Below are 13,086 nucleotides of genomic sequence, written 5' to 3' on the forward strand. Positions count from 1 at the left end.
ATCGGCGGCTGGTGGCCGGCGCGGGCCGCGCAAAAGCTGCCGCCGGCGCAAACCCTCAAAGGCCTGGGCCTGGCACCCGCTGCAGGTGCGGGCCGCTGGCTGAGTATTTTCCTGATCGCAGCCGGCGCCCTGCTGGCGATGCTGCCGCCGGTGTTCGGCATTCCGCTGGCGGCTTATGTGTCGGTGGCGCTTCTGCTGGTCGGCGGCATCACCGCCCTGCCCTGGCTGATCACGCTGCTGTATGACCGGCTCAGCCCGTGGGTGCAGCACCGCCTGCTGCCGCTGCTGGCGGTCGAGCGCGCACGTCGGGTGCGCGAGAGCGCGGCCGTGGCGGTCAGCGGCGTGGTCGCGTCGCTGAGCCTGGCCGTGGCGCTGACGGTGATGGTGGCGAGTTTTCGCGGCTCGGTCACGAACTGGCTGGACACGGTGCTGCCGGCCGACCTGTACGTGCGCTCCACGCTGAGCGCCTCGGCCAGCGACACCGCCTATTTTTCGCCCGTGTTTGTCACCGCGCTCGGCGGCCTGCCCGGCGTGGCGCGGGTCAGCACGCTGCGTACCCTGCCGCTGCTGCTTGATGCCGGAAAGCCCGCCGTCACGCTGATCTCGCGGCCCATCGACAAGCCGTCCAGCGACCTGCCGCTGGTCGGCGCAGCGCTCGCCGTGCCGGACGGGCAGATCGGCATTTACGTGAGCGAGGCCATGGTGGACCTGTACGGCGCGCGGCCGGGCAGCGTCTTTGCGCCGATTTCACAGGCTTTTAGTGCTTTTACGCAGGCAGGACGGGCGCAAGCAGCTACGGATTTAGTAGCAAACCAGAAATTCTTCGTGGCCGGCGTGTGGCGCGACTATGCGCGCCAGTTTGGCGCCATCACCATCGACCAGCGCGATTTCGAGCGCCTGAGCGGCGACGCACGGGTCAATGACCTGGCGTTGTGGATAGACGGCAGCGTGCCTGATGCCGAGGTGCAGCAGTCGATTCGCGCTCTGGCCGACCGCCAGTCGGGCGGCAGCGGCGCCTTGCTGGAAATGGCCTCGGTCAGCCAGATCCGCGCCACGTCGCTCAAGATTTTCGACCGCAGCTTTGCCGTGACCTACTGGCTGCAGGGCGTGGCGATTGCCATCGGCTTGTTCGGCGTGGCGGCCAGCTTCAGCGCGCAGGTGCTGGCGCGGCGCAAGGAGTTCGGCCTGCTCGCGCACCTGGGGCTGACGCGCCGGCAGATCCTGACCGTGGTGGCCGGCGAAGGCGCGGCCTGGACAGTGATTGGCGCACTGGCCGGGCTGGCGCTCGGCCTGGCGGTGTCGACCGTGCTGGTGTTTGTGGTGAACCCGCAAAGCTTTCACTGGACCATGGATTTGCAGGTTCCGTGGGCGCGGCTGTTGTTGCTGTGCGCGGCCGTGGTGGCAGCCGGCACGCTGACCGCCTGGCTGGCCGGGCGGGCGGCGGCCGGCAGGGATGCGGTGCTGGCGGTGAAGGAGGATTGGTAGGCGAATCAGCCAGCCCGGCGTGTGATGCGCCGGGCCGCCGGTGATGAACTGTTGCAGGCGGTCTGCCTGCAGCGCAAACAGGGCGCAGCCCTAGATTCCCAAGAGCTTCTTGGCGTCGCCCAGGGCCTTTTCAGACTCAGCATGCTTGCCCGCCTTGTGGAAGGCCTCGCCATCGGCGCGCAGCTTCTTGACGGTTGCCATGTCGGCGGCTGCAACCGACGGGTTGCTTGAAAGCTTGGCGTCGATCTCTTTCATGTGCGTGGGGCAGCTGTTGGCAAAGGCCAGTGACGAGGCTGTCAGGGCCACTGCGGCAATGATGCGTTTCATGGGAATCTCCACAATAAACGTCAAAAAATGTTGACGGGAAATACTATCAAATTGCAGCCAGGCAAGCGCATGTGTGGCTGCGTTAACCCTCAAGGCTCAAGCATCTGCATCGTCATATCCGCGCACGCGGTATCCAGACGCGTTTGAGCGTTTCAGCGCCTGTCGCTGGATTACCGCCTTCGCAGGAATGACGGTCGGGGTTTTGTATGTAGCCAAAGCCGGGCAAAGGGCCGCGCGAATGGATTTTTCAAGCATCCGGTCGCCTGATGCTGGAGTGCCGGCGAAAAAAAATCCATGCATACACGGTGATGTTGATGCCCAGCACCGTGGCAGCCAGCACGAACTGGATTTCACGCGTCAGGCCCGCCGGATAAATCACCGGCAGCAGATAGTGCTCGACAAAGCCGCCGGCATAACCCGACTGCCCGGCGCTGAGTCGAAAGCTGTTTTCGACAGAGGTCAGGGGGCACAGGCTTCCCGTCAGTTCCACATAAAAAGCCCAGGCCACCGCAGGCAGGTGAACCAGCAGCATCCACCGCCACCGCAGGGCCAGCAGCCCGCCGATGAGGGCAAACCCGATGAAGGCCAGGTGAAGCAGCAGGACGGCGTCGGCGGCCAGGCGAAAGTGCATCGCGGTTCACCAAGCGGAAGGCGCCTGCTGCCAGGAAAGATACGCCGGTAGCGCCGGCTCAGAGTTTGGGAAAGCGGATGCGGCTGACCATCAGCGAGCCCGACAGCGCGAACAGCAGCACCAGGGGATGCAGCGTGAAGCCGCCGAACGTCACCTGTCCGAACCACAGCGCATCCTGCAGCGCGCCTTGCCAGGCGGCGACCAGCATCACCATGACCAGCACCAGCGAGGTTGGAATGGGCGTTCCCTCAAAATACTTCACCTTGCCGCCGTCGCCCGTCAGCGACTCGGCCGTGACGTTGTAGCGTGCCAGCCGGGACACGCCGCAGGCGACGAAACCGGCCAGGATGATGCGGTCGTACAGACCCTGCATGCCGCAGCCGTAGGCAATCACCGCCGGCGCGACGCCGAAGGAGATGATGTCGGCCAGCGAATCAAGTTCGCGGCCCATGGCCGAGGTTTTTTGGCGCCAGCGGGCAATGCGTCCGTCAAGCACATCGAAAATCAGCGCGGCCACGACCAGTCCGCAGGCAAAGTAGACGTGCCTGACGTCGTTCACCTGGAGGTAGGTCATCATGGAAAACAAGGCGCCAATGCCGCAGATGGCATTGGCCAGCGTGAACCAGTCGGCCAGGTGGAATTCCCGGATCATGGCGAAAGGCTTGTTTATTTTTGGCAGGTTCATGCTTGACAAGCGTACCCGAGTTTTCAAAAAAATGAAGTCGTCCATCAGGACGGATTCATTGATGAACATGGCGTTTTCATGCGTCACAGCCGCCCGGCGACCACGCTCATTTAAAAAGCAGCAGGCTGACCCAATAGGCAAGGGCGGCCACGCAGGCCGAGGCCGGAATCGTCAGGACCCAGGCCCAGACAATGCTGCCCGCCACGCCCCAGCGCACAGCCGAGGCGCGCCGTGTCGAGCCCACGCCGACGATGGCGCCGGTGATGGTGTGCGTGGTCGAGACGGGAATGCCCAGCATGGTGGCCAGGAACAGCGTGATGGCGCCGCCGGTTTCAGCGCAAAAACCGCCCACCGGCCTGAGCTTGGTGATCTTCTGGCCCATGGTCTTGACGATGCGCCAGCCGCCGAACATGGTGCCCGCGGCAATCGCCGTGTAGCAGACCACAATCGTCCAGGTGGGCGGCATCGCGTCGGAGGCCGATGTGTAGCCGGTGGCAATCAGGAGCATCCAGATGATGCCGATGGTTTTTTGCGCATCGTTGCCGCCGTGGCCCAGGCTGTAGGCACCGGCAGAAACCAGCTGCAGCCGGCGAAACCAGCGGTCCACCTTGGACGGCGTGGTGCGCAGGAAGATCCAGGACACCGCCACCATCATCAGCGAGCCGAGCAGAAAACCCAGCAGCGGCGAAATGAAGATGAACGCCACCGTCTTGATGAGGCCACTCGCCACCAGGGAGCCGGTGCCGGACTTTGCCATCACCGCGCCCACGATGCCGCCAATCAGTGCGTGCGACGAACTGCTGGGAATCCCGAAGTACCAGGTCACCAGGTTCCAGGTGATGGCCCCCATCAGCGCCCCGAAGACGACGTGGGTATCCACGATGCCGGGCTGCACGATGCCCTTGCCAACCGTGGCGGCCACGCTCAGGTGAAAGATGAACAGCGCCAGCAGGTTGAAGACAGCAGCAAAGACGACAGCATGGCCGGGCTTGAGAACGCCGGTGGACACCACCGTGGCGATGGAATTGGCAGCGTCGTGAAAGCCGTTCATGAAGTCAAAGGCGATGGCCATGAAGACAAGCAGGGCCACGACCCAGAGAGCGGTCTGTGCAGTTTGCATGAGAAGGTCGGGTTCAGTCGCCGGGAATCAGGAATTTTCGAGGACGATGCCCTCGATCAGGTTGGCCGCGTCCTCGCACCGGTCGGTGATGGTTTCCAGCAGCTCGTACACTGCTTTCAGCTTGATGAGTTCACGCACATCGGGCTCTTCGCGAAACAGCCGGCTCATGGCCGAGCGCATCACATGGTCGGCGTCGGATTCGAGCTTGTCGATTTCGGCACAGGTCTTGAGCGTGGCCTCTGCTGTCGCGGCATCGCGGACCTTGCCGATCAGGGCGACGGCGTCCTTCAGGCGTTCGCAGCATTTCACGCTCAGGTCGGTCAGCCGGATGATGTCCTCGGTCATGTGGCGCACATCGTACAGCGCCATGGTCTCGGCCGAATCCTGGATCAGGTCGGCCACGTCGTCGAGCGTGTTGATCAGCTGGTGGATCTGGTCGCGGTCGATCGGCGTGATGAAGGTCTTGTGCAGCACACGGCTGACTTCATGGGTGATGCGGTCGGCGGCGCGCTCGGCTTCATCGACTTCACGGTGGTGCAGGTTGCGTTTTTCCACATCGCTGTAATTGGCCACCATCTTGGAAAAAGCATGGGCGGCTTCGACAATCCGGTTGGCATGCTGGTCGAACATCTCGAAAAAATTGCCTTCGCGCGGCAACAACTTGCTGAACAGCATGGGATATCCTCAAAAAATTAAGTCCGAAATATGACGGATTTGTGACTGCCGGGAGTTTAACCGCGATGACTTTGCTCTTCGGTTGACAGCAAGGTGAACTTTTTTCTGATGGATAACCCTGATGAATGCACGCTAGTTCGCATGTCAGTGCCAGTGCTAGCGCCGGAGCGCTCCAATCCAGGCCAGCCCTCGGTTGCAGCGAACCCCGCGCAATGGCTGGCACGGCCCTCTACTTCATGCGCTGCGAAAAATGAAATACACCGCCCCCACCATGCACAGTGCCGCCCACAGGTAGTCGAGCTTGAGCGGCTCGTGCAGGTAGAACACGGCAAACGGCACGAACACCGTCAGCGTGATCACCTCCTGCATGATCTTGAGCTGGCCGACGCTGAACCGGGTGAAGCCAATCCGGTTGCCGGGCACCTGCAGCAAATACTCGAACAGCGCAATGCACCAGCTGATCAGCGCGGCGATGTACCAGGGCGAAGCAGCGAGGTTCTTCAGGTGCCCGTACCAGGCAAAGGTCATGAACACATTGGACAGCAGCAACAGGCCGGCAGTCTGGGCCGACACCGGCAAGGCTTGCAGGGTAGACAGAAAAGGCATCAAAAAGTCTCCGCTCAGGGCCTCAGGCCGTGGGCCCGAGCAGCAACAGCACCAGCGTCAGGCTGACCAGCGCCAGGGCGGTCGAAACGGCCACGCTGGCGGTGATCAGTTCTTCGGCCACCTGGTAGCGCTGCGAAAACAGGAACACATTCGCGCCAATCGGCAGGCTGGCGGCCACCACCATCACCGTCATCGGCAGGCCGCCCACGCCCAGCAGGCGGCACAGGCCGAACACCAGCAGCGGATGCAGAAGATTCTTGACGCCTGCCAGCGCCAGCGCCGTGCGCCAGTGCTTGCCGACCGGGGTATTGGCCAGCGTCACGCCGACCAGCACCAGCGCCAGCGGGCCGAAAGCGCTGGCCAGCAGTTCCAGCGGCTTGTCGATGACCGCCGGAATCGCCCAGCCGGTCTGCGCAAACAGCAGGCCGGCCATGATGGGCAGCGGCACCGGATGCAGCAAGGCGTTGCGCAGCGCCAGCAGGACCGTCGCCAGCGGATGGCGCGCAACGCCGGCGAGGCTGCCGGCAGCGCCCTGCCTTTGCTCATGAACAACGGCCAGTTCCAGCACCACGGTGGCACTGGTCAGCAACACCAGCGAATGCACCGACACCAGCGTCAGGAGCGTGACCAGCCCGGCAGGCCCGTACATCAGGCCGATCAGCGCTATGCCGATCATCACCGTGTTGGAAAACGTGCCCGCCAGCGCCAACACAGCCGCGCGGCGGTTGAAGCCCTGCACCAGCAGCGTTCCGCCGAACAATATGACGACGGCCAGAAAATACGCAGCCACCGGTGTGAAGTCCAGCTGCTCGACATGCACGCGGCTCATGGTGCGAAACAGCAGCGCCGGCGTGAGCAGCAAAAACACCAGGTTCGACAAGTCCCGGATCGCCACGGGCCGGATCCAGCCAGCGCGGCCCGCCGCAAAACCCGAGGCAATCAGCAGCACCACCGGCAACAGGGACAACAACACCAGCGAATTCATCGCGGCCATCTTAGAGCGAAATTACCCAGTTTTTGATCGCATCGCGCAAGCCGCAGGACAGCTTTTTACTACTGAATTCATAGCTGCCTGCGCATACCAGGCTTGCGCAAGAGGCCTTTTTGGTATTAAAAATTCTTTGGCCAATCAAAACCCATGCGCTGGCGGCTGTGCTCTTTGGGCGGGATCAGGGCACCGGACCGGTAGCGCAGTCAGCGCAGACGCCGCGCACCGCGAAGTCCATGCTCAAGCCCTGGTAGCCCAGCGCCTTCAAGGCCGACAGCGCGGATTGCGCGGCGCGCTCCAGGTCGTCGGCATTGCCCGTCAGCGCGCCGTCCAGCGGGCTGTCGCGGTGGCAGCTCTGGCATTCGAAGTGCGGCATCGCCTGCACGCTGGCGGGCATCGCCTGGTAGCGGCGCACCCGGCTGGCATCGACCCGGCACAGCAGCAGGCCGACCTGCGTCAGCCGGTCGATCAGCCGGTACAGCGTGACGCGGTCCAGCGCCAGCGGGCCTTCGCCGCTGAGCGCGGTCTGCAGCTGCGCGTGGGTGTAGCTGGTGTCGGCATGCGCCAGCAGCCAGCCCAGCACCCGCCGCGCCGCTGCCGTGCGCCGCAGCCCGTGGGCCGACAGCAGCGCGTCGATGGGGTCGAGGACGCCTGATTCGGGAGGCTGGATGGATGCCATGGATGAACCTTCGCTGGATTATTTAATGCAACCAAGTTGCGTTACACTCTGTCGCTATCGTTATCGCAATCAAGTTGCATTATTACCGCAACCAGATGTTGGCCGTTTTTTTCTGGAACGACATGAAACCGCAAACCTTTTCTGCTTCCCGCACAGCCCGTCCACGCCGGCCCAGCGTGCTTGCCTGGCCCGCCTGGCTGCGGGTGCTGGCGGTACTGCCTGCCGTGGGGCTGCTGTGGCTGGCGGTGGCCTGGGCGCAAATGGGGGCCACGCCGTGGTAGCGCCAGGCCCGGTGGTGTTGCTGCGTAACCTGACAGTCAGCTACCGCCAGCACCCGGCGCTGCACCACATCAGCGGCAGCTTTGCTACGGGCTCGCTGACTGCCGTGGTCGGGCCGAATGGCGCGGGCAAAAGCACGCTGCTCAAAAGCATCGTCGGCCTGCTGCCGATTGAAGGCGGCCGCTCGGGCGGCGCGCTGACGGTGATGCCACCGCGCGAGCGCATCGCCTATCTGCCGCAAGTGGCGGACATCGACCGCAGCTTCCCCATCGACGTGCGCGACTGCGTGCTGCTCGGCTGCTGGGGAAGCGCCAGGGCCTGGGGCGTCGTGAACCGCGCCTTGCTTGGCCGGGTCGATGCCGCGCTGCTGGCCGTGGGGCTGGAAGGCTTTGAGCGCCGCACGATCGGCAGCCTGTCCAGCGGACAGCTGCAGCGCGTGATGTTTGCCCGCCTGCTGGTGCAGGACGCCGGGTTGATCCTGCTCGACGAGCCGTTCAACGCGGTCGATGCCAAAACCACCGCCGCCCTGTTGGGGCTGGTGCAGCAGTGGCACGGCCAGCGACGCACCGTGGTGGCGGTGCTGCACGACGATGCCATGGTGCGCCAGCATTTTCCGCAAACCGTGCTGCTGGCCCGCGAACTGGTCGGCTGGGGCGCCACCACCGAAGTGCTGACCGAGTCGAACCTGCGCCGCGCCCGCGCCATGGCCGAGGCCTGGGATGAAGCTGCCGGACTCTGCGGCGCCGACGCGATGGGCGCGCTGGGCAAGGAAACGCCTGGCGCAAAGAAAGCGTCTGCATGATCGCTTTGGGCGCCTGGTTATGGGACATGGCGCTTTCGCCGTTCGCCGAATTTGCGTTCATGCGCCGCGCGCTGGTCGCCACGCTGGCGCTGTCGCTCAGCGCCGCGCCGCTGGGCGTGTTTTTAACACTGCGGCGCATGAGCCTGCTGGGCGATGCGCTCAGCCATGCGGTGCTGCCGGGCGTGGCCATCGGCTTCATGCTCGGCGGCCTGTCGCTGACCGCCATGGCGCTGGGCGGCGTGGTGGCGGGCATGGGCGTGGCGGCGCTGGCCGGGCTGGTCACGCGTTTCACCACGCTGAAAGAAGACGCCAGCCTGGCAGCCATCTACCTGGTCGCGCTGGCGCTGGGCGTGACGCTGATCTCGGGCCACGGCACCCAGCTCGACCTGCTGCACATTTTGTTTGGCAGCGCGCTGGGCGTGGACACGCCGGGCCTCTTGATGGTGGCCGGCGTGGCCAGTGTCAGCGTGCTGCTGCTGGCGGCGATGTACCGCGGGCTGGTGCTGGAAAGCTTTGACCCGGTCTTTCTGGCATCGGCCGGGCGGCGCGGATGGCTGTGGCAGCAGGGCTTTTTGATGCTGGTCGTCATCAACCTGGTGGCCGGTTTCCAGACACTGGGCACGCTGATGGCGGTCGGGCTGATGATGCTGCCCGCCGTATCGAGCCGGCTGTGGCACGACACGCTGCCGGCGCAGCTGCTCAATGCCAGCGCGCAGGCGATGCTGGCCAGCGTGGCCGGGCTGCTGCTTTCCTACCACCTCGACACGCCCTCGGGGCCGACCATCATCGGCTGCGCCGGGGCGCTGTACTTCGCGTCGCTGCTGGTCGCGCCCGGCGGCTGGCTGCCGCGCTTCTGGAGCAGCCGGCACCGGATCGCCTGACGGCCTGCGGCTGGCCGGCTTTCTTGTTTTCGCTTTATCCACTCCCCCTGAAGGTCCACCATGAACCGTGTATTTCGCAAACTCCTGGCCGCAGGCATTGCAGGCGCCACCTTGCTGTCCAGCGCCAGCTTCGCGGCCGACAAGCTTCCGGTCGTGGCCAGCTTCAGCATCCTGGGCGACCTGGTGCGGGTGGTCGGCGGCGAACGCGTCAGCGTCACCACGCTGGTCGGACCCGACGAAGACGCCCATGTCTTCGAACCCAAGCCGGCCGATGCCAAAGCCATCGTGCAAAGCCGGCTGCTGGTCGTCAACGGGCTGGGCTTTGAGCCCTGGGCACAGAAACTGGCGAAGTCTGCCGGTTACAAGGGCGCGACTGTGGTGGCATCCAAAGGCGTGAAGCCGCGCGCCATGGCCGGAGAAGCCGGCCATGGCGACAAAGGCCATGCGCATGCCGAAAACGACCCCCACGCCTGGCAAAACCCCGGCAACGTCGTCGTGTATGCCCGCAACATCTCGGCTGCGCTGAGCCAGGCCGACCCGGCCGGCAGCCCCGTTTACCAGGCCAATACCGACGCTTACGTGAAGGAATTGCAGGCGCTTGATGCGTGGGCCGGGGCGCAGTTCGCGTCTATTGCAGCAGACAGGCGCAAGGTCATCACCTCGCACGATGCCTTTGGCTATTTTGGCGCGCATTACGGTATCCGCTTTCTGGCCCCCCAGGGCGTTTCCACCGATGCCGAGCCCAGCGCCAAAAACGTTGCCCAGCTGATCCGCCAGATCCAGCGCGAAAAAATCAGCGCCGTTTTCGTCGAGAACATGAGCAACCCCAAACTGCTGGCACAGATCAGCAAGGACGCCGGCGTGGGCGTCGGGCAGGCGCTGTATGTCGATGCGCTGTCAGCGGCGGGCGGACCTGCGGACAGTTACCTGAAGCTGATGCGCCACAACGTCACGCAGCTGGCGGCGGGAATGAAGCTGAACTGACGACGGGCCAGGCCAGGCGAGTGTGGCCTGTCCAGCGTCGGCAGACATGACGGGCGACTGCGCTGCAGCCACTGCAACCACTTGCTCTTATATTAATAGCTGCAAGTGACCTTTCTGCTTGCGGAAATGGCAAAATTCATGCAAAAAACGGGTTGCACCCCATGGCCGTTGCAGCTGCGTGGCGTCATGGCATGCAGCCGTCAGCCGCGACTGTCGGCCGCTTCGCTGAATCCAGCAGGCGAGTGAGCGCGTAAAGTTCACAGGTGCCTGTACATCTATGCTATGCCTTCAAGTATGCAGTCACCCGGCCGCCGGCACTTTTGCAGGCATACCCCTCACCTCAGGAAGACCCCGATGATTCAAAACTTGAACCCAGCGCCAGCCTCCCCGCGCTCCAGACTGCGCAAGCAGCATGTGGCAGGGCTTTTGCTGCTGTGCTTTGCGGCAGCAGCGAATGCGCATTCGGGTGAAGGCGTGGCGGGCGGTTTCATCTCGGGTTTCATGCATCCGCTGTCTGGCCTTGACCATTTGCTTGCCATGGTTGCCGTGGGCATCTGGGGCGCCACCCTGGGCCGGCCGCTGGTCTGGGCCTTGCCGGTGGCGTTTCCCATGCTGATGGTGGTCGGCGGCGTACTGGGCATTGCCCAGGTGCCACTGCCATATGTCGAAATCGGCATCGCGGTTTCAGTGGTCGTGCTGGGACTGTCGATTGCCGCCGCATGGCGCGCGCCTGTGGCCATTGCCGTGGCCATCGTGGCGGTGTTTGGCGTGTTTCACGGTTACGCGCACGGCACCGAATTGCCCGAAACCGCCTCGCCGGCTGCATTCGCCGCGGGTTTCGTCATTTCGACCGGCCTGTTGCACCTGGCGGGCATCGCCATCGGCCTGGTGAAAGCGCTGCCGCGTGGCGCACAGGCCCTGCGCGCTGGCGGCGGCCTGATCGCGGCCACCGGCGTGTGGATTCTGGCAGGCATGCCCGGTGTTGCCTAAGCCCTTCATCAGCGCCTTGCTGGGGGGTGCGGCGCTTTCAGGCTCTGCCAGCGCATGGGCGCATGGAAACTTTGGCGCCGACACCTCGATCTGGACGGCCAGCGCGCACCTTTTCACGTCGCCGCTGTCATTGGCTGCCTTGATTGGACTGGCGCTGGTGCTTTTTGGCATCCGCGAACCCTTGTCGGTGCTGGCTGCGGCACTGGCTGCGGCAGCAGCGGTTGTGGCTTGCGCGCTGTCCACGCAGATTCCGGCCGTGGTGGCGCCGGCAGCGGTGGTGGTCATTGGCCTCAGCGCCGTCGCTGGCTGGCGCCCCTCGGCGGCTTTTTCGTTGTTGCTGGCCTTGCTGGCCGGGCTGGCCGCCGGGTCTGCAGCCGACCTGGAGCAGCCGCGCTGGCAGGAGCTGACCGGCATGGCGGTCACGGTGATGGTCTGCGCTTTCTGGCTGCTGGCGGTGACGGACAACCTGAACCGCAGCGGCCGCCTCCAGGCGCTGATTCCCCTCGCCCGGCGGGTTCTGGGCTCCTGGGTTGCCGCCATTGCACTGCTGCTCGGCGCGCTGGCGGTGGTAGGCAAACACGCCTGAGACGGCGCCGGTGTGGTAAGCGGCGCGCGCCAGCCCGCTGTTTGCGCTATGTCAACCCGGACAGCGCAGGCATGGCTAAAGTTGAGGCGAGTCCATGACCCTTTGCACCTAATTCTGGAGTTCTTGCCGCCTCAAGGGCCAGCAGACAGCAAGAATTGCAATGCAACGACGACTGCCCAAAGGAGTGATCACATGCCGAGCTGTCTGAAAGACTTTGCGACCACCAGGGTCGCCGTGGCAGAACCGGAAACCACCGCACTTGCCGTGGCACAGCTGATGCGCAAGCACCATGTGGGCGCGCTTGTCGTTGTCGATGCACTGGAAAAAAGCCGCCCGCTGGGCATCGTTACCGACCGGGACCTGGTGCTGGCGCTGATGGCCGAAGGACTGGACCCGGAAGTGTTCACGGCCGGTGACATCATGTCGGTCGAACTGGTCGTCGCCAGACCCGAGATGGATGCCATGGATGCAGTGCAGCTAATGCGCACCAGGCGCCTGCGCCGCCTCGTGCTCGTGGATGATGAGGGCCGACTGGTGGGCATCGTCACCATGGAAGATATCCTGCAGATGCTGACGCGCGAGCTTGCCGGCCTGACCGCAGGCGTCATTGGCGCTCGGGACCGGGAGTTCGAGCAGCGTGCCCGATAGAGGCGCAGGCTGCAGCGCACCCGAAGCCAGTCATCGTCATTCATTTTCAGCTTGAAGGAAAGCACCCCCATGGCTAAAAACTCTTTCATCATTGTCATGCTCGCGTGCCTGGGCAACTGGGGGTTTGCACAAGCCCAGACACCGACCGTTCCTTCGCGCGGCGAACTGCTGTATTCCACGCATTGCATCGCCTGCCACACTACCCAGCTTCATTGGCGAGACAAGCAGCTCGCGCAGAATTGGGTTGGTCTCAAGGCAGAAGTGCGCCGCTGGCAAGGCACTTCCGGGCTCGGCTGGAGTGAGGAAGATGTCACCGATGTCGCCATGTACCTCAATACCTCGTTCTATCAATTTCCCGTAGCGGATACAGGGCGGATTTCCATGATGAAATAAGCCGGACCACCAGCGCTACTGCGTGCAGAACCGGTGGAGCGCGAAATTTTGCGGCCGGTGGACGTGATCGACGGTAATCATGCAGGCAGCAGCTCCTGACGGGAGAGGGCCAGGAGTGGTTTCATGTTGTCCAGTGCCCTGCGGTTAGCGCTCCTGCCGAGGGTGCCGTGGAAACTTTTCTCATGACGTAAGAAAGGTCCTTTGCGCCATATCCGCCGGCACAAGAAGCTATATATTCGAGCCACTTGCACAATCCAGAAAGTGGTGAATTAGTGGCTTTGCGAAGATGCAAATTTGAGAGGTGAAAGAGTAGGCGCAGCCACTGGG

General features: G+C 63.9%; 17 protein-coding genes. 9 read left to right on the plus strand and 8 right to left on the minus strand.

Annotated features, from left to right (window positions below; genetic code table 11):
• Positions 1-1,485: ABC transporter permease (locus tag GZ092_RS20555; RefSeq protein ID WP_293639142.1), on the plus strand; the 1,485-nt coding region annotated here is incomplete at its 5' end.
• A gap of 90 nt (positions 1,486-1,575) precedes the next feature.
• Here the strand turns inward: GZ092_RS20555 and GZ092_RS20560 are convergent.
• The 8 genes from GZ092_RS20560 to GZ092_RS20595 all read right to left on the minus strand — a co-directional run bounded on the left by GZ092_RS20560 (position 1,576) and on the right by GZ092_RS20595 (position 7,196).
• The gene (locus tag GZ092_RS20560) at positions 1,576-1,812 is read right to left on the minus strand and encodes a hypothetical protein (RefSeq protein ID WP_293639144.1); all 237 of its coding nucleotides are present in this window, start codon (positions 1,810-1,812) and stop codon (positions 1,576-1,578) included.
• A 247-nt stretch (positions 1,813-2,059) separates the two neighbouring features.
• On the minus strand, positions 2,060-2,443 hold the full coding sequence (locus GZ092_RS20565) for a DUF2784 domain-containing protein (protein ID WP_293639146.1): 384 nt from the start codon (positions 2,441-2,443) through the stop codon (positions 2,060-2,062).
• Positions 2,444-2,501: 58 nt separating this feature from the next.
• Entirely contained in the window at positions 2,502-3,128 is a 627-nt protein-coding gene (pssA, locus tag GZ092_RS20570; RefSeq protein WP_293639167.1) for a CDP-diacylglycerol--serine O-phosphatidyltransferase, read from the minus strand.
• 106 nt (positions 3,129-3,234) lie between these two features.
• Positions 3,235-4,248 carry an inorganic phosphate transporter gene (locus tag GZ092_RS20575; protein WP_293639148.1) on the minus strand — a complete coding sequence of 338 codons (1,014 nt, stop codon included), beginning with the start codon at positions 4,246-4,248 and terminating at the stop codon, positions 3,235-3,237.
• A gap of 27 nt (positions 4,249-4,275) precedes the next feature.
• Positions 4,276-4,923 (minus strand): DUF47 domain-containing protein, encoded by a 648-nt coding sequence (locus GZ092_RS20580; protein WP_293639150.1) that lies wholly within the window; start codon positions 4,921-4,923, stop codon positions 4,276-4,278.
• Between the two features lie 234 nt (positions 4,924-5,157).
• On the minus strand, positions 5,158-5,520 hold the full coding sequence (locus GZ092_RS20585; protein ID WP_293639169.1) for a DMT family protein: 363 nt from the start codon (positions 5,518-5,520) through the stop codon (positions 5,158-5,160).
• Positions 5,521-5,551: 31 nt separating this feature from the next.
• The gene (locus tag GZ092_RS20590) at positions 5,552-6,514 is read right to left on the minus strand and encodes an AEC family transporter (RefSeq protein ID WP_293639152.1); all 963 of its coding nucleotides are present in this window, start codon (positions 6,512-6,514) and stop codon (positions 5,552-5,554) included.
• 184 nt (positions 6,515-6,698) lie between these two features.
• Entirely contained in the window at positions 6,699-7,196 is a 498-nt protein-coding gene (locus tag GZ092_RS20595; RefSeq protein WP_293639154.1) for a Fur family transcriptional regulator, read from the minus strand.
• A gap of 122 nt (positions 7,197-7,318) precedes the next feature.
• Between GZ092_RS20595 and GZ092_RS20600 the strand changes: the two genes are divergently transcribed.
• The 8 genes from GZ092_RS20600 (at position 7,319) to GZ092_RS20635 (ending at position 12,759) form a co-directional block, all read left to right on the plus strand.
• The gene (locus GZ092_RS20600) at positions 7,319-7,477 is read left to right on the plus strand and encodes a hypothetical protein (protein ID WP_293639156.1); all 159 of its coding nucleotides are present in this window, start codon (positions 7,319-7,321) and stop codon (positions 7,475-7,477) included.
• Positions 7,471-8,277, plus strand: coding sequence for a metal ABC transporter ATP-binding protein (locus GZ092_RS20605; RefSeq protein WP_293639158.1), 807 nt, complete (start codon positions 7,471-7,473; stop codon positions 8,275-8,277). The genes GZ092_RS20600 and GZ092_RS20605 overlap by 7 nt, the downstream gene beginning before the upstream one ends.
• A complete protein-coding gene (locus tag GZ092_RS20610) occupies positions 8,274-9,158 on the plus strand; it encodes a metal ABC transporter permease (RefSeq protein ID WP_293639159.1) in 885 nt (294 codons plus the stop codon). The genes GZ092_RS20605 and GZ092_RS20610 overlap by 4 nt, the downstream gene beginning before the upstream one ends.
• Before the next feature lie 60 nt (positions 9,159-9,218).
• A complete protein-coding gene (locus GZ092_RS20615) occupies positions 9,219-10,142 on the plus strand; it encodes a metal ABC transporter substrate-binding protein (RefSeq protein WP_293639160.1) in 924 nt (307 codons plus the stop codon).
• 354 nt (positions 10,143-10,496) lie between these two features.
• A complete protein-coding gene (locus GZ092_RS20620) occupies positions 10,497-11,132 on the plus strand; it encodes a HupE/UreJ family protein (RefSeq protein WP_293639161.1) in 636 nt (211 codons plus the stop codon).
• On the plus strand, positions 11,122-11,718 hold the full coding sequence (locus GZ092_RS20625) for a hypothetical protein (protein ID WP_293639162.1): 597 nt from the start codon (positions 11,122-11,124) through the stop codon (positions 11,716-11,718). The genes GZ092_RS20620 and GZ092_RS20625 overlap by 11 nt, the downstream gene beginning before the upstream one ends.
• 192 nt (positions 11,719-11,910) lie before the next feature.
• Complete coding sequence (locus GZ092_RS20630) at positions 11,911-12,366, plus strand: CBS domain-containing protein (RefSeq protein ID WP_293639164.1); 456 nt, start codon at positions 11,911-11,913, stop codon at positions 12,364-12,366.
• A gap of 69 nt (positions 12,367-12,435) precedes the next feature.
• Complete coding sequence (locus GZ092_RS20635; protein WP_293639165.1) at positions 12,436-12,759, plus strand: cytochrome C; 324 nt, start codon at positions 12,436-12,438, stop codon at positions 12,757-12,759.
• The last annotated feature ends 327 nt before the right edge of the window (positions 12,760-13,086 follow it).

It is taken from the genome of Polaromonas sp., assembly GCF_010365105.1.
Classification (GTDB): domain Bacteria; phylum Pseudomonadota; class Gammaproteobacteria; order Burkholderiales; family Burkholderiaceae_C; genus Polaromonas.

What these genes read in the sequence shown, in the direction of transcription:
- GZ092_RS20560 (WP_293639144.1), bottom strand. Translation starts at nt 1,812, where the DNA reads ATGAAACGCATCATTGCCGCAGTGGCCCTGACAGCCTCGTCACTGGCC.
- GZ092_RS20565 (WP_293639146.1), bottom strand. Translation starts at nt 2,443, where the DNA reads ATGCACTTTCGCCTGGCCGCCGACGCCGTCCTGCTGCTTCACCTGGCC.
- pssA (WP_293639167.1), bottom strand. Translation starts at nt 3,128, where the DNA reads ATGAACCTGCCAAAAATAAACAAGCCTTTCGCCATGATCCGGGAATTC.
- GZ092_RS20575 (WP_293639148.1), bottom strand. Translation starts at nt 4,248, where the DNA reads ATGCAAACTGCACAGACCGCTCTCTGGGTCGTGGCCCTGCTTGTCTTC.
- GZ092_RS20580 (WP_293639150.1), bottom strand. Translation starts at nt 4,923, where the DNA reads ATGCTGTTCAGCAAGTTGTTGCCGCGCGAAGGCAATTTTTTCGAGATG.
- GZ092_RS20590 (WP_293639152.1), bottom strand. Translation starts at nt 6,514, where the DNA reads ATGAATTCGCTGGTGTTGTTGTCCCTGTTGCCGGTGGTGCTGCTGATT.
- GZ092_RS20595 (WP_293639154.1), bottom strand. Translation starts at nt 7,196, where the DNA reads ATGGCATCCATCCAGCCTCCCGAATCAGGCGTCCTCGACCCCATCGAC.
- GZ092_RS20600 (WP_293639156.1), top strand. Translation starts at nt 7,319, where the DNA reads ATGAAACCGCAAACCTTTTCTGCTTCCCGCACAGCCCGTCCACGCCGG.
- GZ092_RS20610 (WP_293639159.1), top strand. Translation starts at nt 8,274, where the DNA reads ATGATCGCTTTGGGCGCCTGGTTATGGGACATGGCGCTTTCGCCGTTC.
- GZ092_RS20615 (WP_293639160.1), top strand. Translation starts at nt 9,219, where the DNA reads ATGAACCGTGTATTTCGCAAACTCCTGGCCGCAGGCATTGCAGGCGCC.
- GZ092_RS20620 (WP_293639161.1), top strand. Translation starts at nt 10,497, where the DNA reads ATGATTCAAAACTTGAACCCAGCGCCAGCCTCCCCGCGCTCCAGACTG.
- GZ092_RS20630 (WP_293639164.1), top strand. Translation starts at nt 11,911, where the DNA reads ATGCCGAGCTGTCTGAAAGACTTTGCGACCACCAGGGTCGCCGTGGCA.
- GZ092_RS20635 (WP_293639165.1), top strand. Translation starts at nt 12,436, where the DNA reads ATGGCTAAAAACTCTTTCATCATTGTCATGCTCGCGTGCCTGGGCAAC.